Source organism: Flavobacterium ginsengiterrae (genome assembly GCF_039539785.1).
In the GTDB taxonomy this organism is placed as follows: Bacteria; Bacteroidota; Bacteroidia; order Flavobacteriales; family Flavobacteriaceae; genus Flavobacterium; species Flavobacterium ginsengiterrae.
The window spans coordinates 50,846-74,062 of the sequence record NZ_BAABDU010000001.1; the positions used below are offsets into that span (position 1 = coordinate 50,846).

The following is a 23,217-nucleotide window of genomic DNA, read 5'->3' on the forward strand; positions in this document are numbered from 1 at the left end:
CTTTAAGCCGTTGTTTTTTTAACTACTGACTTTTTCAAATATAGAAAAATAATTTAATTCCGTGCTTACGAGGAATAAAAGCACTATATAAAGTCTTTGATTGATAAGAACTTTAGATGTTATAACTAAAGCTTTTCAGCTTAATTTACTCGAGTTTAAAGCTTGTGCCATGATTTTGCTGTAGAAACTCTGGACGTTTTAAAGGTTTTCGTGTTGATCCTTTAAAGCTATTTGAATTGAAAAGTTTTCAGTTTATCGCATAAAAAAAGTCCTGAATTTCTTCAGGACTTTCGTGGGGAGAGCAGGATTCGAACCTAACGCTTGAAACCCGCATATTTCCTGCATTTTTATTTTTCAAAAGTTAGAGTGCCACGATTTTGCCATAAAACTTTTTTAATATAATTTTTAATGCTAAGATATTGATTTTTATGTGTTTATGTTTAATTTTATAGTTAAATTTAATCTTTTCAAAATGTGAGGTCTAAAAAAATCAAAATTGATTGTTTTGTCCTAAAAAAAGAGATTTTACATGCCAAACCCTTAATGTTTTTGTACACATCTCTGAACTGCAATTCAATTTCTTTTCAAACTGAAAATGTCAATTATTTTATTTGATAAAAGGTTTGCTCACTTCAGCCGAAAATTCTATTAAACTGCCTTTAAGATATAAGTGGAATTCTAATTTTTGGATTCCTACCTGTATCTTTTATTTAATTACGGATCTCTCATTTATTTAACTTACCTTTCGTTGGTCAAATCCCCATTCAAATAAATCTTAGAAATTGTATTTTAATAGTTCATTACCCCAGTTTTCATTTCTTAAAAACACTGGATCGACAGGCCGCCTTATTGAAGCTTCACAATGGGCAGATCATCCGTTAGGTTCCATGTCGTCATGGAGTGAAAGTTTTCGGACAGCTCTGGGAATTATGCTTAGATCGCAGATTCCCATGTTTCTGGTTTGGGGTAATGAGAAATCTTTCTTTTACAATGATGCTTTTGAACTTTTTCTTGATCCTGAAATACAGGGAATAACAATCGGAGAAACGATTGAGAATGCATTGCCATCTGAGTGGAGCGAGGTAGTCGATACCGTAACCAAAATTATCAGAGGGGAAACCCAAAAGTCTGAGAACAATATTACAGCTTTTAGAAATAAAAAATCATCAAAAAAAAATACAGTTTACCTTACCGCGTCTTACACTACGGTTTATGGCCTAAATGGTAATATTGAAGCAGTTCTTGGAACCTGCATAGAAAATTCATCAGTAATCCCTAATCTGATAGACAGCCGAAGCGCAAGATCACAGCTCAACAGCGTGATGATGCATTCAAGTGCAGGAATTGCACAAGCCGACATTAACGGCAGGGTAATGGAAGTAAATGAGAGATACTGCCAGATGTTAAAATACAGCAGGCAAGAGATTCTTGAAATGAATTTAGGACAGCTTACTCATCCTGATGACCTGGAAAACAACATGCGACTTCTTCAGAAATGTATCGAGGAAGGAAAAGATTTCCGGATTACCAAACGTTATGTCTGTGGGGATAAATCTGTAATCTGGGTCAATAACAGTATCTCAATTGTGAATGATCCTGACGGGAAAAAATATATTACAGCTGTAGCTGTTGATATAACAGATGAGATTGAGAATGAAAAAAAACTGCGGGCAAGTGAAAGCAGGTTCAGGAATCTAATAGCCAGCGCGCCTGTTGGGACGGCACTTTATTACGGTTCTGATTTTCATATTGAACTTGCCAACGATGTAATGCTGGAATACTGGAAAACCGACCAAAACATTGTTGGAAAGAAAATTATAGATGCACTTCCTGTAGAGGCAGCCGGTGTTTTTATCGGATTACTAAAGGAGGTGTATGAAAGCGGCCGAGAGCATAAAATTGCTGCTGCTCAGATATGGAAACTTGACATGCAGGAAGACCGATATTTTGATTACACACTGACTCCACTATTTGACGATAAAGGAAATGTATATGGCATTTTAAATATGTGTTCGGATGTTACCGATAACGTTTTGACACAAAGAGAGCTTAGTGAAAGCCGCAGTGAGCTTGCATCGATCTTTGAACAGTCACCTGTCGGAATTGCGACTATCAGCAATGATGAAAGATTGGTGTACCAGAGTGCCAATAGTTTTTATTGTGAGCTGGTAGGCCGCACATCGGAAGAACTTATTGGGAAATCGCTTTTGGAGGCGCTTCCTGAACTTAAAGGCCAGGGTTTTGATGACCTTCTGAAGGAAGTAATTCAAAGTGAAAAAGCATATACGGCAAATGAAGTGGAAGTCAAACTGCTTCGAGGCGGGAATTTAGAATATATCTATGTTAATTTAACCTACCAGATAAATAGAAATATTTCTGGAGAAGCACTTGGCCTGCTGGTAATTGCTACTGATGTCACCAGACAGGTAGTCAGTAGACGTGAGGTTGAGGACAGTGAAATGAAGCTTAGGAATCTTATAGCCGCCGCACCTGCAGGAATCGGGCTTTTTGTCGGGCGTGATCTAATAATAGAATACCCAAATAAAACCTTTATTGATATTGTCGGAAAAGGACCTCACATTGATGGACTTCCATTAAGAGAAGCTATGCCGGAACTCATTACGGAGGGGCAGGCTTATCTGAAAATATTAGATGATGTATTTACAACGGGCATACCGTTTATATCGTCTGCATCTCTTGTTAAGATTGTCCAGGACGGTGTTCTTAACGACAACTACTACAATATTTCTTATACGCCGCTTCGCAACAGATCCGGTGAGATCTATGCTATTCTGGATATAGCCATTGATGTAACGGCACAGGTCAACGCCCAGAAGGCAATGCAGGAGAGCGAAGCGCATCTGCAGCTTTTGCGTGATACAGTGCCGGCAATGATTTTTTACCTGGATAAAGACCAGCGTTACCAGTCTTATAACACTGTTTTTATGGACTGGTTCTCAGTGGGTGAAAGCGAAGCAATTGGATTGTCTGTTCGGGAGTTCATAGGGGAGGCAGCTTATGCGAAAACGCTGCCAAACCTCAAAATCGCCTACAGCGGCAAGCAGGTAAAGTATGAAATGTTTGCGCCGTCAAGGATGGGGGTGGAGAGATGGCTTAATATTGTTTACACGCCCCACATCAATAATGAAGGAGATGTTATCGGCGTTATCGTCCATGCCACTGATATTACCCAGAGTAAAAAAACGGAGATTGCCCTAAGGGACAGTGAAGCAAATTTTAGATCAGCGGTTGAACTGGCACAGCTGGGAATCTGGTCTATGGATATTAAAACTGGGATAACAACGCTCTCCGTACGCCACGCAGAAATGTTTGGTTTTACGAAGACGCTGATGTCTTCCGAAGAAGCCCGATCCGTTATAATAGATGCTGACAAAGAAAGGGTGGCAAAAGCGTTTTTTGATGCCCAGCAGCTTGGAAATGATGGTAAATATGAAGCTGAATATATGATTATTAATGCAGAGACAGGCCGTGAGAAAATAATTCATTCTATCGGCCAGACCTATTTTGATGCAGCAGGAACGCCCTCTGTTATAAGCGGGACAGCCCAAGATATAACCATTCAGAGAAAACTGCAGCTGACATTGGAAAGCGAAGTAAATTTCCGTACCAGAGAACTTGATGCGGCGTTGCGAGATCTTAGGGAATTAAATTATGAGCTTGAAAGATCTAATCAGGCGCTTAAGCATTCCAATCAGGAGCTCGCACAGTTTGCATATGTTGCCAGTCATGATCTGCAGGAACCACTTCGTAAAATACAGATTTTTGCAGGTCTTCTAAAAGAAGGCAAATCAAGTTTAGATAAAGAGACAATTATAAATAAAATCGATTTTTCGGCATCTAGAATGAGTCTTCTCATTTCTGACCTGCTGGCTTTCTCCAGGCTTATTAATCCCAAAAAATCCTTTAATCTAGTTGATCTGAACAAAATTGTAGCAGCTGTATGGAATGATTTCGAGCTTGCTGCAGAAGAAAAAAATGCTGTAATTACAACTGATAATCTTCCTGTAATAATGGCTGCAGGATTGCAAATGAACCAGCTCTTTTACAATCTAATAAGCAATTCGTTGAAATTTACCAGTCCTGAAAGAACTCCTAGAATTTCTATAAAAACAGAACTGGTCAGCCGTGATTACGTTGCCGCTCACACAAATTCAAATCTGGAGGCTGCAAGGTACCATTATATAATTTTTACAGATAACGGCATCGGTTTTGAGAAGCATTACGGCAGGCAGATTTTTGAGATTTTTAATCGTCTCCACCAGCAGAGCATTTATCCGGGAAGCGGTATTGGTCTGGCATTGTGCAGGAGAATAGTTATGAATCATCATGGTGTCATTTTTGCAGATGGGGAGCCAGATACGGGTGCTGCTTTTCACATTTTTCTTCCCGAAGTTCCCGTAAATTGATAAATAACCGCCGGATATATCGGCCGCCTTTTAGTATAAATTTAAAAGAAAAGTATCGTTTTTGGACGGCTGGTAAAACCCAAGGAATAAGGCTTTTTGCGTCATGCTGGTGATATTAGATTCATTTTGTATTTTACTGCGGTATGTAAATGTGAAAGACAGCACCTTTCATTGGTTCGCCCTCAGCAGTGATAAAACCGTTGTGGTTTTCAACTATTTTTTTTACGATAGCAAGACCGATGCCGGTTCCCTCATATTCATCCCTGCTGTGCAGTCTTTGAAAGACACCGAAAATCTTTTCACGGTGCTGCGCATCAAATCCGATGCCGTTGTCGCGGAAACTAATATGGCAGTAGGGGATCTCGGGCAGCATCTGTTCGAGACCTAATTCTTCCCGGTTAGTAATCCGGCTCTTAATTTCAATACGCATGGGAAGGTCGTTTCTGGCGAATTTCAGCGCATTTGTGGTAAGATTCTCTAAAAGCTGCCCAAATAGAAACGGGATTATTGTGACGGATCCGTGCAGTTCTGTGACGATTACCGCCTGCTTATCATTTATGACTTCAGAGAGTGATTCCTTTATGTTTTCTATCAGAACCTGCAGATCCGTAATTTCGTATTTCCGGTCCGCTACATTGGTTTGTGAGAAAGCAAGCAGATCGTTGATCAGATCCCTCATACGACTTGTAGCGTATAGAATTCTATCAAATCGGCTCCTGCCTTCCTCACTTAAATTGTTATATTCTCTGGCCAGGATAATGTTGCTGAATGTCTGTATTTTACGAAGCGGTTCCTGCAGGTCATGGCTTGAAATATGTGTGAAGGCATCAAGCTCTGCATTTTTCCTTTTGAGCTCGGCGGCATATTTTTCCATAGCTTCGTACTGCTTGGCAAGCTGGATATTGGCTTTTGCCATCTCTGCGTTGAGTGATGCGGTTTCTTCTTCTTTCAGCTGGAGCTCCCTGCTCTTTTTATAGAGTTCGGTAAAGACCAGTACTTTCGCCTTAAGGATTTCCGAAGAAAGCGGTTTGATCATATAGTCCACAGCCCCTGACTGATAGCCTTTAAAGATATAGTCCGCGGAGTCCATATTGGCGGTAAGAAATATAATAGGAACATGTTTGAGCTTGTCGCTTTCTCTGATGAGTTCTGCTGTTTCAAAACCGTCCATCAACGGCATCTGCACATCCATGAGGATAATGGCAAAATCCTGGTTTTTTAGCAGGATGCGCAGTGCATCCTTACCTGATGAAGCTTCTACAAATTCATAGCCCTGACCGGCGAGTATAACCTGAAGGGAAAGCAGGTTTTCTTTCTTGTCGTCTACTAATAATATTTTTACAGTATATTGTTCCATGGGGCTTTAAAATATTATTTGAGCCAGACTCTCATCAGAGAGGAAAGCTGTTCTACATTTACAGGTTTGGTGATGTAATCCGAGGCTCCGGATTCAATACATCGCTGTCTGTCCCCTTTCATTGCCTTTGCCGTTACGGCAATAATGGTCAGGTCTTTATGGCGGGGGTCCCTGCGGATTATTTTCATGGTTTCATAACCGTCGAGTTCCGGCATCATAATGTCCATAAGCACAATGTCAGCGGCATTGCCCTGATTTAAAATTGCAATAGCTTCATGACCGCTTTCAGCGCTGGTAACTTCCAGCCCGAATCTTTCCAGAGCAGTGGTCATCGCAAAGAGATTTCTAACATCGTCATCCACCAGCAGTACCTTTTTCCCTGGAAGTACATCCTCTTTTAAGTAAAACGTTTCTATCCGCTGTTTCATATCGTCGGGAAGATTTTTATGCTTGCGGTGCATAAACAGGGCAGTCTGATCGACCAGCTCGCTCATAGATACAGCACTTTTGGTAATAATACTGTGGGCAAAGCGGCCCAGCCTGCTGCGCTGTTTTTTGTCGGGTTCTCCAGCCGAGTGTATAATGATCGCTGTTTCCTGTCCTGTAATCGTGTTTTCAAGATCACTGATCAGATCAATGCCGTCTGCATCCGGCAGTTTTAAGTCTAGTATGATGCAGTCAAAAGATTTTTCCCTAAGCAGCGCCGCCGCTTCCAGTGCGGTTTGTGCCGATGAGATGACAATGTCATCTCCCTGCAGCGCCTCGATGATTCGCTGCAGTTCCGCTGCATTGTCGTCTACAAGCAGCAATCCTTTCTTCTTTGATGGACTGCTTTTTTTAATATCCAGGAAAAGTGATTCCAGATCATTGCCTGTAACCGGTTTTACCAGAAAATTTCTGGCACCGCGTTTGAGCCCTTTATTTTTTTCATCTTCGCCCGAGATGATATAAACCGGAATGTGACGCAGGGTAAAATCGGTTTTCAAACGGTCCAGTATTTTCCATCCGCTGGCATCGGGCATATTAAGATCCATTGTAACGGCGTCGGGCTGGAAATGCTGAATGTAGTCTACCACATCATTGCCTCTGGATGTCACAACCCCTCTGATTTTATGTTCGCGTGCTTTCTCCAGCAGGATGCGGGCAAAGGTTTCATTATCTTCTGCTATTAACAGCACCTTATCGCCCGGCTGGATGCTGTTTCTGTCGTCTCCCAGTTCATCGGCGAAATAGATTTCGGATTCCGAGGATTTAAAGCTTGATGAAGGAAGTGATTTCAGACGGCTTTTTCCTGCATGAATTACGTTGGTTTCCTCATTGACACTGATATCTTCTGTTTCAGTATTATGACCGAATTTCATTGGAAGAAAGAGTGTAAACTTACTGCCCGTATTGGTTTCGCTTTCCAGCTCGATGCTGCCGCCCAGTAAATCGGACAGTCCTCGGCTGATAGAAAGACCAAGGCCGGTTCCGCCGTATTTACGGCTCGTGGAACCTTCGGCCTGCTGAAAGGCCTCGAAAATAATATTCTGTTTTTCTTTTGAAATTCCGATACCAGTATCTGATATTTCAAACGCTGCGACCGCCTCTGCGGCATCCAGACTGATGTTTTTGGTTTTCCAGTTGTTCTGTGCTTTGTAGATATGCAGTTTAACAGAACCTTTTTCGGTGAACTTAAAAGAATTGGACAGCAGGTTTTTTAGGATCTGGTTCAGGCGCTGTGAATCGGTCTCCATAACTTCAGGCAGTTCTTCATCCATTTGGATTTCGAAATGAAGATGCTTGGCCTGCGAGATGGGGTTGAAGGTAGCCTGTACGAAATGGCAGATCTCATCAAAACGTATGGGGTTATAATCCACAGAAATATAACCCGATTCGATTTTAGAAAGATCAAGAATATCATTGATAAGCTGAATAAGATCATCCCCGCAGGAGTTAATCGTTTTGGCAAACTGAATCTGTTTGTCCGACAGGTTGCCGTCACGGTTTGCGATCAGTTCATTGGCCAGAATTTGAAGACTGTTCAGCGGTGTACGCAGCTCGTGTGACATATTGGCCAGGAATTCCGATTTGTATTTTGAGGTCAGTGTAAGCTGGTCGGCTTTTTCCTCCAGTGCCTTACGGGCCACTTCCACTTCCTGATTCTTGAGTTCTACTTCTTCTTTCTGGTTGGCCAGCAGTATAGCTTTTTCTTCCAGTTCCTCATTGGTATTCTTAAGCACTTCCTGCTGGCTCTTCAGCTCACTTGCCAGTGACTGAGACTGCACCAGAAGTTCTTCTGTTCTGGAGTTGGACTGGATCGTGTTGATAACAATACCGATACTTTCAGTCAGACCTTCAAGGAAATCCAGGTGTATCTGGCTGAAGGTATCAAGAGAGGCCAGTTCAATTACAGCTTTTAGTCTTCCTTCAAAAAGCACCGGAAGAATTATGACATCTTTAGGTCTGGCATCACCCAGGCCGGAGTTTATTTTAATATAATCTTTCGGTACGTTGCTGAGGATAATTCTTTCCTTTTCTACAGCTACCTGACCGATGAGACCTTCGCCCATACCGTATGAAATGAGCGAGTTTTTACGTTTGATATAGGCATAGGAAGCAATCAGGTTCAGTCTTGAATCCATGAATTCTTCACCTTCTTCAAGTATATAAAACAGACCATGCTGGGCTGTTACAACCGCAGCCAGTTCAGAAAGAATTTTAGTAGTTACCGCCTTAAGTTCTTTCTGTCCCTGAAGCATCTGTGTGAATTTCGCCAGGTTGGATTTCAGCCAGTCCTGTTCTTCATTACGCAGGGTAGTGGCCTTCAGGTTAAAAATCATCTGATTGATGGTGTCCTTAAGTGCTTCTACTTCGCCTTTTGCCTCGACACCAATAGTACGAGTTAAATCTCCCTGAGTTACGGCAGATGCAACTTCTGAAATCGCACGAACCTGTGTCGTTAGATTTGCCGCCAGCTGGTTTACGTTTTCAGTTAAATTTTTCCATGTTCCAGATGCTCCGGGAACGTTTGCCTGTCCGCCCAGTTTTCCTTCAGCACCTACTTCACGTGCTACTGTGGTTACCTGATCGGAGAAAGTTGCCAGAGTATCAATCATTTCATTTATAGTATCAGTAAGCTGTGCTACTTCACCTTTGGCATCAATTAATAATTTTTGTTTTAAGTTTCCTTTTGCTACAGATGTTACAACCTTTGCAATTCCACGAACCTGACCGGTTAAGTTGGATGCCATTACGTTAACAGAATCTGTTAAATCTTTCCAGGTTCCGGCGACACCTTTTACCTGAGACTGTCCGCCCAGTTTTCCTTCGGTTCCTACCTCACGCGCCACACGCGTTACCTCAGAAGCAAATGAATTTAACTGTTCCACCATTGTATTAAAAGTGTTTTTCAAATCGAGGATTTCTCCTTTTACGTCAACGGTAATTTGTTTTGAAAGGTCACCGTTTGCTACGGCTTTTGTTACATCAGCAATGTTACGAACCTGTCCGGTTAAGTTGGAAGCCATCTGGTTAACCGAATCGGTTAAATCTTTCCAGGTTCCGGCAACTCCGGGCACGAATGCCTGTCCGCCCAGTTTTCCGTCAGTTCCAACCTCACGTGCCACACGGGTTACTTCAGAAGCAAAGGCACGAAGCTGATCCACCATGGTATTTACAGTTTCCTTTAACTGAAGAATTTCCCCGCGAACGTCTGCTGTAATTTTTTTCGACATATCTCCATTCGCAACGGCAATGGTTACCTCAGCGATATTACGAACTTGTGTCGTTAAGTTACCCGCCATTTGATTCACCGAATCTGTTAAATCTTTCCAGGTTCCGGCAACACCCGGTACATTGGCTTGTCCGCCTAATTTTCCTTCAGTTCCAACCTCACGTGCCACACGGGTTACCTCAGAAGCAAATTCACGAAGCTGGTCCACCATTGTATTTAAGGTTTCCTTTAACTGCAGAATTTCCCCGCGAACGTCAACGGTAATTTTTCGCGACATATCTCCGTTGGCTACGGCAATCGCCACATCGGCAATATTACGTACCTGAGCGGTAAGGTTTCCTGCCATTTGGTTAACAGAGTCTGTTAAATCCTTCCATGTTCCGGCAACACCCGGTACATTAGCTTGTCCTCCCAGTTTTCCTTCAGTTCCTACCTCACGTGAAACCCTTGTTACCTCCGAAGCAAAACCTCGAAGCTGATCCACCATGGTATTGATTGTATTTTTTAACTCTAAGATTTCTCCCTTTACGTCAACGGTAATTTGAAGCGATAAATCTCCTTTTGCCACAGCTGTTGTTACTTCGGCAATATTACGCACTTGTCCAGTTAAGTTAGATGCCATTTGGTTTACCGAATCTGTTAAATCTTTCCATGTTCCGCCGACACCTTCAACCTGTGCTTGTCCTCCCAATTTTCCTTCGGTACCAACTTCACGTGCCACACGGGTAACCTCAGATGCAAAAGAGTTCAACTGGCCCACCATGGTATTAATGGTATTTTTCAGCTCTAAGATTTCTCCTTTGGTATCAACGGTAATCTGGCGTGATAAATCTCCTTTTGCTACGGCTGTTGTTACCTCGGCAATATTACGCACCTGTCCGGTAAGGTTAGACGCCATCTGGTTAACCGAATCGGTCAAATCTTTCCACGTTCCGCCGACACCTTTTACTTTTGCCTGACCTCCCAGTTTTCCTTCGGTACCAACTTCAAGTGCCACACGCGTAACTTCAGAAGAGAAGGAGTTCAGCTGATCCACCATGGTATTGATGGTTTTTTTCAATTCGAGGATTTCCCCTTCGGCTACAGCCGTAATTTTTTTAGATAAATCGCCATTTGCCACGGCAGTTGTCACCTCGGCAATATTACGTACCTGACCGGTCAAGTTGGATGCCATCTGGTTAACCGAATCGGTTAAATCTTTCCATGTTCCGCCGACACCTTTTACTTTTGCCTGACCTCCCAGTTTTCCTTCTGAACCTACCTCACGGGCCACACGGGTTACCTCCGCACCAAATGAGTTCAGCTGATCCACCATGGTATTGATGGTATTTTTTAATTCGAGGATTTCTCCTTCAACGTTTACGGTAATTTTTTTCGATAAATCTCCTTTTGCCACGGCTGTTGTTACCTCGGCAATGTTACGCACTTGTCCGGTTAAGTTCGATGCCATCTGGTTAACCGAATCGGTCAAATCTTTCCAAACACCACCGACACCGCGTACTTTTGCCTGACCTCCCAGTTTTCCTTCAGAACCTACCTCACGCGCCACACGGGTAACTTCAGAAGAGAAGGAGTTCAGCTGATCCACCATCGTATTGATGGTATCTTTTAATTCCAGGATTTCTCCTTTTACGTCTACGGTAATTTTTTTCGATAAATCTCCTCTTGCTACGGCTGTTGTTACATCGGCAATATTACGCACCTGTCCCGTTAAGTTCGATGCCATCTGGTTAACCGAATCTGTTAAGTCTTTCCATGTGCCGCCGACACCTTTTACCTGTGCCTGACCTCCTAATTTTCCTTCGGTTCCCACTTCACGCGCCACACGGGTTACCTCCGAAGAGAAAGAGTTCAGCTGATCCACCATGGTATTGATGGTGTTTTTCAGCTCTAGGATTTCTCCTTTTACGTCTACAGTAATTTTTTTCGATAAATCTCCTTTTGCCACGGCCGTTGTTACGTCGGCAATATTACGTACCTGACCGGTAAGGTTACTGGCCATTTTATTTACAGAATCGGTCAGGTCTTTCCAAACTCCTCCAACGCCTCTAACTTTAGCCTGCCCTCCCAGTTTTCCTTCAGTTCCTACCTCACGTGCCACACGGGTAACCTCCATAGAAAAAAGGTTCAGCTGTTTTACCATTCCATTTACCTCTTTGGCAATTCTTAGGAACTCTCCCTGAAGCGGGTTGCCTTCAATCGATAAAGGCATTTCCTGAGACAAGTTCCCTTTTGCCACTGAAGTGATAACGTGGGCAATTTCAATAGTAGGATGCACCAGATCTGAAATCAGTGTATTTACAGAATCAACGCAGGAACTCCATGAACCTCTCGCACCGTCTAAAACTACCCTATTGTTGAGCTTTCCCTGTTTACCAATACTTTTTCCAACTTTCTGAAATTCAAAAACCATTCGCTCGTTCAGATCTATTATCTCGTTGAGCGTATCACAGATTGATCTTTTGATGCCGTTCTGGTCTGTGGGAAACCGCTGAGAGAAATTTCCGTTTTTAATTTTCATTAAAATTTTCAAAAATTCCGCATCAGTAAGTACGGAATCTTCGCCGGCATCTCTGCTGCGCTGCGCTTTCTTGCTTTCTGGAGAGGAAGTCATTTCTGCTGTGCCGGATAAAGTATCAGATTGGTTAGTATTTTTCATAATCAGGAGTGCTTGGTGATTTATTTTTAGATGTTGAGGTATATTTTTTCAGATGTGTCAGGAAGTTTCCTCAAGTAGAATTTTGCGCAGATGAAACTGTACAAAAGCATCCATTGAATCAGACCTTTTGGAGTTATCAGTGTAATTCAGGGGTTTTATAATGTAACCTGATATGCCCAGCTTCTCTGCTGCATCTCTGTCACTGCTTTCCGAAGAGGTAGTCATGATGAATACTTTCAGTTCTTTGAGTTTGTCGTCTAGTCTTAGTATGCGTAAAAATTCTATGCCGTTCATTCGCGGCATATTGATATCCAGAAGGATAACATCAGGAAGCAGAGGCTGATTCGCTTTGCGCAGCATCTCGAGCGCTTCCAGACCGTTATAGGCAGTATGAAGTTCGTACTGGATCTGGAGTTTTTTTAACGAACGCTCTACGGATATAGTATCCAGTTCGTCGTCTTCAATAAGTAAAATGGTTGGGGTTTTCATATTCTTTTATTATTTCTCCAGGTGAAGGAAAACACGGTTCCTTCACCCAGATGTGATGTTATGCTGATAGTTTCTCCCCGGTCGTCAAGGATTTTTTTTACGATAGCCAGACCCACGCCAGTGCTTTCGATTTCATTTTTCTCTCTCAGGGTTTGGAAAATCTCAAATATCTTATTATGATACTGAGGATCTATGCCGATTCCATTATCCTGAACATAGAACTCGAAGATATGGTTGTTTTGGAGGCATCCTATTTCTATAAATCCTTTTTCGGGTGACGCATATTTTACCGCGTTGCTGATCAGGTTGAAAAAAACCTGTTCCAGTTTTAAACGTTCTGTAAATATTTTGGGAAGTTTCTGGATTTTCAATGTAAAGTTCCTTGGTACAATTGACTGCGTGATTTCCTGTATAAGCGAGTTGGTATCTACCTCTTCTGGAGCTGTTTTCCGGTTCGTTCTGGCATAGTCAAGCAGTCCGTTTATTAAGGCTTCCATGCGCTGGGTACGCTGGGGGATAATATTCAGATATCTTCGAAGGGCAGGAGAAACCTCGTCAGACAGATCTTCTTCAATCCATGAAATAACATTATAGATGCCTCTCAAGGGGGCTTTTAAGTCATGTGAAACTACATAGGCAAATTTATTGAGCTCTTCGTTTTTGTTTTCGAGCTCGTGTATATTTTTCTTCAGTTTTCCGGACATGATATTCAGCGAGTAAGAAAGTGCGCTGAGTTCATCTTTTTTGGTGTCACGCACAATGGTGAAACGCCCTTTTGAAATCCAGTCAGCAAGATTAACCATTGATTTGATCCTGTTGGTAATCATCACGATGATATAGGCCGTGCTGCATATACCGGCAATGACTGTTAGAGATAAAAAGATAAGGGAGTACGTTCTTGTTTTGGCAAGGGAATGCAGCAACATTTCACTGTGGTGCTTGCGGGTTTTATACTCAAGTTTGTCAAATCTTTTAAATTTAACGCTTATAGAATCATTAATGTTCTTGCCTACGTGTTTTCTGAGTTTCCCGTCCAGGAGACTCTGATAAAGTTTCGGATTTTCTTTTCTGGCACTAATTAGTTCTGCAGTATAGGTGAGCCACTCCTTGTGAAGTATGCTTACGGAGTCAAGAATACGTCGCTGGATTTTATTATTGTCAATCAGGGCATGCTGTTCTTTTAGATAGCGGGGAACATTTTTGAGACCGCTGTAGTAAGGCCGCAGAAAAGCGGTATCGCTTGTCAGCAGGAAGCCCCGCACAGCACTCTGCATTTCGAGTACAGCCCGGTGAGTTTTATTGGAATTACGGATAACAGCCTCTGATTTTGACAGAAACTGTGAATTACGCTGTACCTTTAGCGACAGGCGGTAGTTCGTGTATGAATCTGCAACGGAAAGCAGAATGATCAGCGAAAACGCCAGCAGTATTTGAGTGGATAATTTCATTTTCTTTCTTTTAATCGCAGCGTTTGTATTACAGGGAACTAAAGATAAATAAAAAAACAGCTGTATTCTGAAAATGAGCTTTTTACGTTTTTTTTGCATGCAGGCATCAGGCGACGAATGTGGTTAGGATTCTCTTCATTTCATTGAAATCGCTAGGTTTGGAAATGTATCCTGAGGCGCCGAACGCTGATGCCTTGTTTTTATTTTCCTCCATCTGGGAAGTGGAATAGATGATTACCGGTATATTTTTCAGTATGTCCTGTTTTTTAATTTCAGTCACAAACTCAAAGCCAGACATTATAGGCATATTCAGGTCCAGAAAAATTACATCTGGGATCAGTTCCTGTTCAATGAGTTTTCTGAGAGCTTCAACCGGATTGTGCATGCTGGTATAGTCTGCTTGTGAAACAGCCTGCAGTGCTTCCATGAAAAATTCGCAGTCGTCGGCATCGTCATCGATCTGCAGTATGTTTTTGTATGTCATTTTTTTTAGTTTTCAGTTTTAAATTATAAATACGCCGGAATGATCTAAGACAGGTCAATTGTCTTAAGATACAATTTTCATTTATGGCTACAATTTTATGCTGTCTGCAGATAAATAGCTGATCACAAAGGTGAGCGGCATTCGGCGTTTAAAACTGAAGTAGGATTGACAGCAAAGTAGAAGATCAAAGTAGAGTTCTTTCATAGAAAACAGGTTGAAAATATCATAAATGAATTGGTTGATGAAAAGTAATATTCCTCAGTTTGTTTATTTTATATAATTCTCTTTTTAGGTTATATAATTAACATTTGCAGTAGAATTATTTTGCTTTTTCAATCAAAAAGAGTAGAGCGGCATTGGCTTGTTTTTTAAGCCTTGAATGACGTTACCTTTTTTAGTGCCCTGCAAAGTGCCGTATTGCACAAGAGTCTAGTTTCTTTTCAGTTCATTGTTGATTTTCCCACGAGCTTTATAGAATATTGTTGGTGCAGATTTTGGAGTTTTCTGTTTTAAGAAACTGTGTAATAATTTTTTGATTGGGACCTTGTGATCATGCTGTAATCTTATTTTTGATTTATAATTCATTGAAAATGAATGATGATAAATAAGAAATCTGTAAAAGTTGAGTAATATTATGTAAATAAACATCAGCAGACAAAAGTAATTTTGTTTACAATTTTTAAAACTAATATTATGAAAACTGCAATACAGAAAAAAACAACTGCCGGAAAAAACAGCACAACAACTAAAACGGCAGCAAAAACTCCTTCACAATCTAAATCAGCTCAATCTTCTTCTAAAGCGGGGATTGTAAAAGCAAAAGCTTCTGCTGCAGAGGGCTTGAGAGAATTATTCATCGATTCGCTGAAAGATATATACTGGGCAGAAAAAGCACTTACAAAAGCACTGCCAAAGATGGCCAAAAACGCTACTTCTGAAAATCTCATAAAAGCAATAAACGATCATCTTGCAGTAACTCAGGAACAGACAGCAAGACTGGAAAAAGTATTTTCACTGATTGGTGAGAAGGCAGCAGCAAAAAAATGCGATGCTATGGAAGGGCTTATCAAGGAAGGGGAGAGTATTATGGAAGAAACAGAGAAAGGACCTGTGCGTGATGCCGGTATAATCGCAGCTTCACAAAAAATTGAGCATTATGAAATTGCCACTTATGGCACTCTTGCAGCATTTGCAACTACTTTAGGTGAGGATGATGCAGTACTCCTGCTGGAGAAAACCTTAGCCGAAGAAAAAGAGGCGGATACTTTACTGACGGAAGCAGCTTACAATACCATCAATTTTGATGCGGCGGCTGAAGACGAATAAAACAGCGAACAAGCATAGAAGAACCTGTATCATTTGATACAGGTTTTTTATTCCTGTTCTCTGGAATTTGTAAAAAGGCAATAAAAGGATTCTAAAGCAATGACTTTGCAAAAAGTGACGCAGATCAGGATACAAAACGTTATTGAAAAATAAAATTGATCAATAAAACTTAGCTCTAATTATATGAAAATAAAACTTTTACTGCTGCTGATACTTATTCTCAGCTGCATCAGCCTGACGATGTTCGGGCAGAAAGGAATCCCTCCCAGGGAAAATACAATGAAAACCACCATCACCAATTTTCCAGCGCATATGGAATATTCCAATAATCTGGCATCGGGTCTCAAGACAGCTGACGGCTGGACAGTAACTCCGGCGGCAAAAGGACTTGGAAAGCCTCGAATGCTTTATCTTGGAAAACAAGGACAACTTTATGTTACCCGCCGCGATGCCGGTGATGTACTGATGCTCACCGATCAGGATAAGGACGGAAAATTTGACAATATGATTCGTGTAGCAGACTTTCCGGGCGTTCATGGAATCACCTCAAAAGACAATTTTATGTATCTATGCAACAATAATAAAGTGCTGCGATATCCTTTAAATCCAGATGGTACTTTAGGAAAGGTCGCTGACACATTAATTAAAGACCTTCCAAGCGGCGGACAGCATGCAAATCGTACCATGGATTTTGGTCCCGATGGGAAACTGTACATTTCAGTCGGGAGTGTCTGCAATGACTGCAAGGAAAGCGACAAGGAAACTGCGGCAATGCTGCAGGTAGACCCTCAGACATGGAAAAGAACTTTATATGCCTCAGGACTTCGCAACACCATAGGTTTTGACTGGCATCCTGACTCAAAAGAAATGTGGGGCGTAGATAATGGCGGCGATACTAAGGGAGACGACTGGCCTCCTGAGGAACTTAACCGTATAGTTATGGGAGGTAATTACGGTTTCCCCTTTGCTTACGGAAAAAAAGAAGTTGATAAAAGCCGGGAAGACCCTATGGGAAACACCAAAGAAGGATGGGTTAAACAAACACAGCCTTCCGTATTAGAATTTCCGGCGCACAGCGCGCCCATTGCTTTTGCCTTTTTTGACAAAGGAGTCAATAAAGGGGATGCGCTGATCTGCTGGCATGGCTCATGGAACAGGGAAAAGCCAAGCGGCTATAAGGTACAGCGCATCAAATTTGACGGCAAAGGAAATGCGGTGGGATCTGAAGATTTTCTAAGCGGTTTTCTAATCGGCAACGAACGCTTTGGAAGACCTGCAGGAGTAGTAATTGCTGACAATACCGTGTATATATCTGATGACGCAAATGGTATAATTTACTGCCTTAAACAAAATTAAAATCATGAAAAATTTAATCATATTACTGCTGTTTGTACAGAGCGTATGTGCACAGCAGCCTGCCAGACGTATTGAATTTGAAGCGCCGGAATCCTATCCGGAAGGCGTCGCTTTTGACAAAGATGCAAATGTATTTTATGTTTCCTCCGCACGTTTAGGGACCATCGGTAAAGTCAGTAAAGAGGGTAAATACTCTGAGCTGTACGCCGATAAATCGTTAAAATCAACTTATGGCCTCAAAGTGCACCCGGGCGGTAAAAAATTATATGTATGCGCTGGTGATGCCAACTACAGCAAGTTCAGCACTCCGGATACTAAAAAGAAAATGGCCAGACTTTTAATTATTGACTTAAAATCGGGAAAAAAAACTGCTGATATTGATCTGTCAGGCTTAGTTCCTGGCGAGCATTTTCCAAATGATCTGGCTTTTGATGATAAGGGCAATGTTTATATCACCGACAGTTATGCTGACGTTATCTATAAAGTTGAGGCTTCTGGAAAAGCAGCTGTTTTTAGTTCAAGCGATCTGTTGAAATCGGCAGGTGTAGGACCAAACGGGATTGTATTTCATCCCAAGGGATTTCTTTTAGCAGCAAATAATGGAACTGGGGCGCTGGTAAAAATCGAAATTACGGCTCCTGAAAAAGCTTCAAAAGTTAAAATTGACCAGTTTTTTCCAAGCGCTGACGGACTGCTCTTAAATGACAATAATACACTCACTTTAGTGCAGAACGGCGGGGTAAACAAAATTTTTAAAATTAAGAGTACTGATAACTGGGTCTCTGCGCAGCCTATCGAGTCAACCTCCGTAGAAGACCGGTTCGCTTTTCCATCAACAGCTGCTGTCTCAGGAAATGAAATTTGGATTATGAATGCTAATTTCAGCGAACTGGCAGAAGGAAATAATGTTCCTTCCAAAAAGTTTTCGCTGCAGCAGGCAGTGTTTACTCCAATTAAAAAATAAAGTTTTACCAACCAATATACCGTAATATGACAGAATTTAATCCCTACATCCTTTATACTAATACTGTAGAAACCATACAACCTGATGAACAGGAGATCAGCCGGAAAATTGTAGATTCCATGGCAAGAGTCAATCAGCTGATGTATGAAAAATACCGGCATGCCATAAGAGATGCACATGCTAAAAGCCATGGTATACTGAAAGGCGAGCTCCAGATATATGATAATCTTCCTTCGCATCTTGCACAAGGATTATTCAGCTCGGCCAAAACGTATCCGATAATTGTCCGCTTTTCTACAGCACAAGGATCAATAGTACCGGATAAAATGTCGGCTTTCAGAGGTATGGCCATAAAAATAATCGGGGTTGAGGGAACTAAACTGCTGCCAGAATTATCCGATGCACTTACGCAGGATTTTCTGCTGGTTAACTATCCTGTTATTCCAACGGGAACCATCAAAGAATATCTCAAAATGCAGGAAGGGCTGGAGAGTCAGGCCAACAGTGGAGAATTATTTCAGAAAGTGGCACAAAAAGCAGCTGTAGGTGTTCAGAATGTGCTTGCGGCAGTAGGTCTTGCAGATAGTACCAATGAACTCAGCGCGCCTGGTCCGCATATTTTGGGCGATACGTATTTCAGTATGGCAGCTCTTCGCTTTGGTGATTATGTGGCCAAAATAAATATCCAACCTTTGTCTGAAAATGTTAAAGAACTGGCAGGAAAAAAGATTGATCATGAAATAATAGATCAGGATGAAAATGCTTTTCTTACTAAAATTATTAAAGATTTTTTTAAGAATCAGACTGCATCTTATGAAATGAGTGCACAGTTGTGCACAGATCTGGAAATCATGCCTGTCGAAGACGGCTCGGTACAGTGGCCTGAAGATAAAAGCCCATATCAGCCTGTTGCCAGAATTACTTTTAGACCACAGGAGACTTTCAGTCCTGAAAGGCGTGTGTATGGCGATGATGTGCTGAGTTTTAATCCTTTCCACTGTCTGCCGGCACACCGGCCTTTGGGAAATATAATGCGGGTAAGAAAGCTGGCATACGAAACCTCAAGCCGATACAGGCACCATATGAATGCACAGCCAAGAATTGAACCTAAGAGTATTGAAGAGCTTCCGGATTAAATTTAAACTTAAATTTAAAGACTAAAATGGTCTTGAATACTTGTGAAATAAATAATAACCAGCTGCTTATTAATAAATATCAGACTATTGCTATGAAAGATAATGTAATACATAAGGTCATGCTTACTGTTAATCATAAAGATTACACACTGCAGATTCTTCCATGGGTTTCACTGCTGGATGCACTGCGCGACAGATTAAATTTAACCGGAACAAAAAAAGGATGCGACCACGGCCAGTGCGGCGCATGTACGGTATTATGCGACGGAAAGAGAATACTAAGCTGTCTGACGCTTGCTGTAATGAAAAATGGAAGCCAGATTACAACCATTGAAGGAGTTGCCGGTCCCTTGGAACTTCATCCGCTTCAGAAAGCTTTTATCGATCATGATGCATTTCAATGCGGATACTGTACGCCTGGACAAATCTGCAGTGCAATCGGAATGCTTCAGGAAAATAAAGCCGCGACGCGTGAAGAAGTACAAGAACTAATGAGCGGTAATTTATGCCGCTGCGGAGCGAATTCTGGAATTATTGATGCAATAATGGAGGTGAAAGAACAGCAGTCATGAATAATTTCCAATACAGAAAAGAAATGAGTGCAAAAACTGCAGTTAACAGTGCCGCTTCCCGCAATGAAACCGCGTTTATTGCAGGAGGCACCAATATTATTGATCTCTGGAAATATAATATTACCAATCCAGAGATTCTTATCGACATAAATGATATTGAAGAATTAAAGCATATCCAGGAATTGGAAAACGGCGGGGTGCGGCTGGGTGCATTGGTTAAAAATGCAGACACAGCCTACCATCCTTTAATAGAAGAACAATATCCTTTATTGTCCAAAGCTATTTTAGCCGGAGCTTCGGCACAGATTCGAAATATGGCAACCGATGGCGGAAATCTTTTACAGCGTACCCGGTGTTATTATTTCTACGACCCGGATGTTCCCTGTAATAAGCGTTCTCCTGGCTCGGGATGTCCGGCCTTGAACGGCTTTAATAGAATGCATGCCATTTTAGGTGCCAATGACAATTGTATTGCCGTTTTTCCCTCGGACATGTGCGTAGCGCTTGCTGCTTTGGATGCCGTTGTAAATGTCAGGTCTGTAAACGGGGAGCGAAGCATTCCGTTTGAAGATTTTCATCGTCTTCCCGGAGATACGCCGCATCTTGATAATACTTTAGAAAAAGGCGAAATCATCACTTCTATTGATCTTCCTCCAAATAAATTAAATCAAAATTACAGCTATCTTAAACTTCGGGACCGTCATTCTTACGCATTCGCATTAGTCTCTGTTGCTGCTGCTTTTGAGATCAATGGAAAACAGATTACGAATGCCGCAATAGCTTTAGGAGGTGTTGCGCACAAGCCGTGGCGTGTAAAAGAAGCAGAGAAATTTCTAATAGGGAAGCAGGCAACTGAACAAAATTTTGAACAGGCTGCAGTAATAATTCTTGACGGCGCAGTGGGCAGAGGAGATAATGATTTTAAGATTCCGCTTGCCAGAAGAGCTGTCATCAGAGCCTGTTTTATGGCGCTTAATCCGAATACGCAGAGGCCTGGTGCCCAACCTGCGCTTTAACTCTACAGATATCAGATATGGAAAATAAACCATTAATAGGCCGGCCGGTGAGCAGGCTTGAAGGTTACGAAAAAGTAACCGGAAGCGCCAAATATGCGGCAGAGTATAATGTGCCGGATTTGCTTTACGGATATGTGGTGAACAGCACAATTACAAAGGGTAAAATTTTAAGTATTGATCCAATGGCGGCATTGGCAGTAAGCGGGGTTGTCAAAATATTTACACATGAGAACCGGCCGTCTCTGGCATGGTTTGATCTGCAGTATGCCGATATGGACGCTCCTCCCGGCACTGTTTTTAAACCGCTGGGGGATGCTGCAATCAGGTACAACGGCCAGCCTGTTGCACTGGTTGTTGCAGAGGATTTTGAAACAGCAAGGTATGCCGCCACACTTCTGAAATTCAGATATGAGCAAGAGCCTTTTGAAACACTGCTGGATAAAAATATTGGGAAAGCCAGAGTACCAAAAAAAGGTTTGTCCACACCTTTAAAACCGCCTCCACCAAAACCAACGGGAGATTTTGACGAAGCTTATGAAAAAGCTCCTTTCAAAGTGCAGGCCGATTACTTTCATGGAACGGAGCATCATAATCCTTTAGAATTATTTGCTACAACAACAGTTTACGAAGGCGAAGGCAGACTTACAGTATACGATAAAACACAGGGAACTATCAATAATCAATTGTATATAGCCAACGTTTTCGGACTAAAATATAAGAATGTAAGAGTGCTTGCGCCGTTTGTCGGAGGTGCTTTTGGATCAGGATTAAGACCGCAGTACCAGCTTTTTCTCTGTGTTTTGGCATCTTTAGAACTGAAACGCAATGTGCGTGTGGTACTGGAGAGAAAGCAGATGTTTTCTTTTGGTCACCGACCGCAGGTTTATCAGTCGCTTCGTTTTGCAGCTGATGATCAGGGAAAAATTACGGCCATGAACCACAGTGCTGTGGGGGAAACGTCCTCGTACGAGGATTATAACGAAATACTTGTTCCGTGGAGCCATAAATTATATCCTGCCGCTAATACTTTATTTGAATACAAACTTTCTCCTCTTGACCTGGCCACACCCATCGATATGAGGGCGCCCGGCGGCGTTTCGGGTATGCATGCAGTGGAATGCATTATGGATGAGCTTTCCTATAAGCTTAAAATAGATCCGCTTGAATTTCGATTAAGAAATTATGCGCAAGCAGATCCTTCAACTCAAAGGCCTTTTACAAGCAAGGAGCTGAAAAAATGCTATGAGCAGGGCGCTGCAAAATTTGGATGGCATCTGCGAAATCCTGAGCCTCGAAGCACCGTTAGAGGTAACAGACTTGTAGGCTGGGGAATGGCAACCGGAATATGGGATGCTTATCAGTTTCCGGCTAGGGTGGAGGCAGTTCTAAACAAGGAGGGCAGACTGGAAATAAACAATGCCACGACAGACATAGGAACAGGAACGCTGACCGTTATGACACAGATTGCTGCTGACGAATTGGGGCTTTCTCTGAATGAAGTTGATTTTTTCTACGGTGACAGTAAAAAGCCATTTTCTATGTTTCAGGGAGGATCGGCGATAACGGCGTCGACCGGATCTGCAATTGTAGCGGCTGTGCGCGAACTCAAAGAAAAAATAATAAAACTCCTAAAAGATATTGATGATTTCCCTTTTAAAGATTTGAAAAATGATCAGTTTCTGTTCCAGAACGGTAAGGTAGAAGTGAAAGGGAATCCTAATATCTGTATCTCATTTGACGAAATAATTCGTGCAAATAAGGGAAGAATAATTAAAATTACTAAAATGGCAGGTCCGGATCTTTTAAAACTAAGAAAGTTTACCAAAGCCACGCACAGCGCTTCTTTCATTGAAGTTGAAGTGGATAAAGACCTTGGAACAATTACGGTGACAAAAGCGGTAACTGCAGTTGCTGCCGGGAAAATTATAAATCCGAAGACGGCAAGAAGCCAGATACTGGGTTCGATGATCTGGGGAATGAGTAAAGCCCTTCATGAGCAAACCGTTATAGACGGGCAGTATGGAAAATATATAAATGCCAATCTGGCCGAATATCACATTCCAGTACACGCAGATATACCTGAGATGGACGTCATTTTTGTGGAAGAAAACGACACGCTTATCAATGAATTAGGGATTAAGGGCGTAGGGGAAATCGGGATGACCGCCATACCTGCAGCAATTGCAAACGCCGTGTTTCATGCCACTGGTAGACGGATAAATGATCTGCCTATTCATTTTGATAAACTGCTTTAAATTTTGCGGCTGT

At 41.9% G+C, this 23,217-nt stretch carries 13 protein-coding genes; 8 read left to right on the top strand and 5 right to left on the bottom strand.

What is annotated here, in order from left to right; translation table 11 throughout:
• Window positions 1-782 precede the first annotated feature (782 nt).
• Window positions 783-4,427: a PAS domain S-box protein gene (locus tag ABD859_RS00185; protein WP_345138609.1), complete on the top strand. Its 3,645-nt coding sequence runs from the start codon at window positions 783-785 to the stop codon at window positions 4,425-4,427.
• Between the two features lie 133 nt (window positions 4,428-4,560).
• Here the strand turns inward: ABD859_RS00185 and ABD859_RS00190 are convergent, their stop codons facing one another.
• The 5 genes from ABD859_RS00190 to ABD859_RS00210 all read right to left on the bottom strand — a co-directional run bounded on the left by ABD859_RS00190 (window position 4,561) and on the right by ABD859_RS00210 (window position 14,579).
• Window positions 4,561-5,784, bottom strand: coding sequence for a response regulator (locus tag ABD859_RS00190; protein ID WP_345138612.1), 1,224 nt, complete (start codon window positions 5,782-5,784; stop codon window positions 4,561-4,563).
• Window positions 5,785-5,798: 14 nt separating this feature from the next.
• Window positions 5,799-12,158, bottom strand: a complete 6,360-nt coding sequence (locus ABD859_RS00195; protein ID WP_345138615.1) for a HAMP domain-containing protein — start codon at window positions 12,156-12,158, stop codon at window positions 5,799-5,801.
• A gap of 57 nt (window positions 12,159-12,215) precedes the next feature.
• Window positions 12,216-12,647, bottom strand: a complete 432-nt coding sequence (locus ABD859_RS00200; RefSeq protein ID WP_345138617.1) for a response regulator — start codon at window positions 12,645-12,647, stop codon at window positions 12,216-12,218.
• On the bottom strand, window positions 12,644-14,095 hold the full coding sequence (locus ABD859_RS00205) for a sensor histidine kinase (protein ID WP_345138619.1): 1,452 nt from the start codon (window positions 14,093-14,095) through the stop codon (window positions 12,644-12,646). The genes ABD859_RS00200 and ABD859_RS00205 overlap by 4 nt, the downstream gene beginning before the upstream one ends.
• 106 nt (window positions 14,096-14,201) lie before the next feature.
• The gene (locus tag ABD859_RS00210) at window positions 14,202-14,579 is read right to left on the bottom strand and encodes a response regulator (protein WP_345138621.1); all 378 of its coding nucleotides are present in this window, start codon (window positions 14,577-14,579) and stop codon (window positions 14,202-14,204) included.
• Window positions 14,580-15,272: 693 nt separating this feature from the next.
• Here ABD859_RS00210 and ABD859_RS00215 point away from each other — a divergent pair.
• The 7 genes from ABD859_RS00215 (at window position 15,273) to ABD859_RS00245 (ending at window position 23,204) form a co-directional block, all read left to right on the top strand.
• Complete coding sequence (locus ABD859_RS00215; RefSeq protein ID WP_345138622.1) at window positions 15,273-15,905, top strand: YciE/YciF ferroxidase family protein; 633 nt, start codon at window positions 15,273-15,275, stop codon at window positions 15,903-15,905.
• A 504-nt stretch (window positions 15,906-16,409) separates the two neighbouring features.
• On the top strand, window positions 16,410-17,261 hold the full coding sequence (locus ABD859_RS00220) for a PQQ-dependent sugar dehydrogenase (RefSeq protein ID WP_345138625.1): 852 nt from the start codon (window positions 16,410-16,412) through the stop codon (window positions 17,259-17,261).
• Between the two features lie 4 nt (window positions 17,262-17,265).
• On the top strand, window positions 17,266-18,225 hold the full coding sequence (locus ABD859_RS00225; RefSeq protein WP_345138628.1) for a gluconolaconase: 960 nt from the start codon (window positions 17,266-17,268) through the stop codon (window positions 18,223-18,225).
• A gap of 119 nt (window positions 18,226-18,344) precedes the next feature.
• Entirely contained in the window at window positions 18,345-19,361 is a 1,017-nt protein-coding gene (locus ABD859_RS00230) for a catalase family protein (protein ID WP_345138631.1), read from the top strand.
• Window positions 19,362-19,453: 92 nt separating this feature from the next.
• Complete coding sequence (locus ABD859_RS00235) at window positions 19,454-19,933, top strand: (2Fe-2S)-binding protein (RefSeq protein WP_345138632.1); 480 nt, start codon at window positions 19,454-19,456, stop codon at window positions 19,931-19,933.
• A complete protein-coding gene (locus ABD859_RS00240) occupies window positions 19,930-20,949 on the top strand; it encodes an FAD binding domain-containing protein (protein WP_345138635.1) in 1,020 nt (339 codons plus the stop codon). The genes ABD859_RS00235 and ABD859_RS00240 overlap by 4 nt, the downstream gene beginning before the upstream one ends.
• A 17-nt stretch (window positions 20,950-20,966) precedes the next feature.
• A complete protein-coding gene (locus ABD859_RS00245) occupies window positions 20,967-23,204 on the top strand; it encodes a xanthine dehydrogenase family protein molybdopterin-binding subunit (RefSeq protein WP_345138638.1) in 2,238 nt (745 codons plus the stop codon).
• Window positions 23,205-23,217: the final 13 nt, after the last annotated feature.

Excerpts from the sequence above, each read along its gene's own strand:
- ABD859_RS00190 (WP_345138612.1), bottom strand. The coding sequence starts at position 5,784 with ATGGAACAATATACTGTAAAAATATTATTAGTAGACGACAAGAAAGAA.
- ABD859_RS00195 (WP_345138615.1), bottom strand. The coding sequence starts at position 12,158 with ATGAAAAATACTAACCAATCTGATACTTTATCCGGCACAGCAGAAATG.
- ABD859_RS00200 (WP_345138617.1), bottom strand. The coding sequence starts at position 12,647 with ATGAAAACCCCAACCATTTTACTTATTGAAGACGACGAACTGGATACT.
- ABD859_RS00205 (WP_345138619.1), bottom strand. The coding sequence starts at position 14,095 with ATGAAATTATCCACTCAAATACTGCTGGCGTTTTCGCTGATCATTCTG.
- ABD859_RS00210 (WP_345138621.1), bottom strand. The coding sequence starts at position 14,579 with ATGACATACAAAAACATACTGCAGATCGATGACGATGCCGACGACTGC.
- ABD859_RS00215 (WP_345138622.1), top strand. The coding sequence starts at position 15,273 with ATGAAAACTGCAATACAGAAAAAAACAACTGCCGGAAAAAACAGCACA.
- ABD859_RS00220 (WP_345138625.1), top strand. The coding sequence starts at position 16,410 with ATGATTCGTGTAGCAGACTTTCCGGGCGTTCATGGAATCACCTCAAAA.
- ABD859_RS00225 (WP_345138628.1), top strand. The coding sequence starts at position 17,266 with ATGAAAAATTTAATCATATTACTGCTGTTTGTACAGAGCGTATGTGCA.
- ABD859_RS00230 (WP_345138631.1), top strand. The coding sequence starts at position 18,345 with ATGGCAAGAGTCAATCAGCTGATGTATGAAAAATACCGGCATGCCATA.
- ABD859_RS00235 (WP_345138632.1), top strand. The coding sequence starts at position 19,454 with ATGAAAGATAATGTAATACATAAGGTCATGCTTACTGTTAATCATAAA.
- ABD859_RS00240 (WP_345138635.1), top strand. The coding sequence starts at position 19,930 with ATGAATAATTTCCAATACAGAAAAGAAATGAGTGCAAAAACTGCAGTT.
- ABD859_RS00245 (WP_345138638.1), top strand. The coding sequence starts at position 20,967 with ATGGAAAATAAACCATTAATAGGCCGGCCGGTGAGCAGGCTTGAAGGT.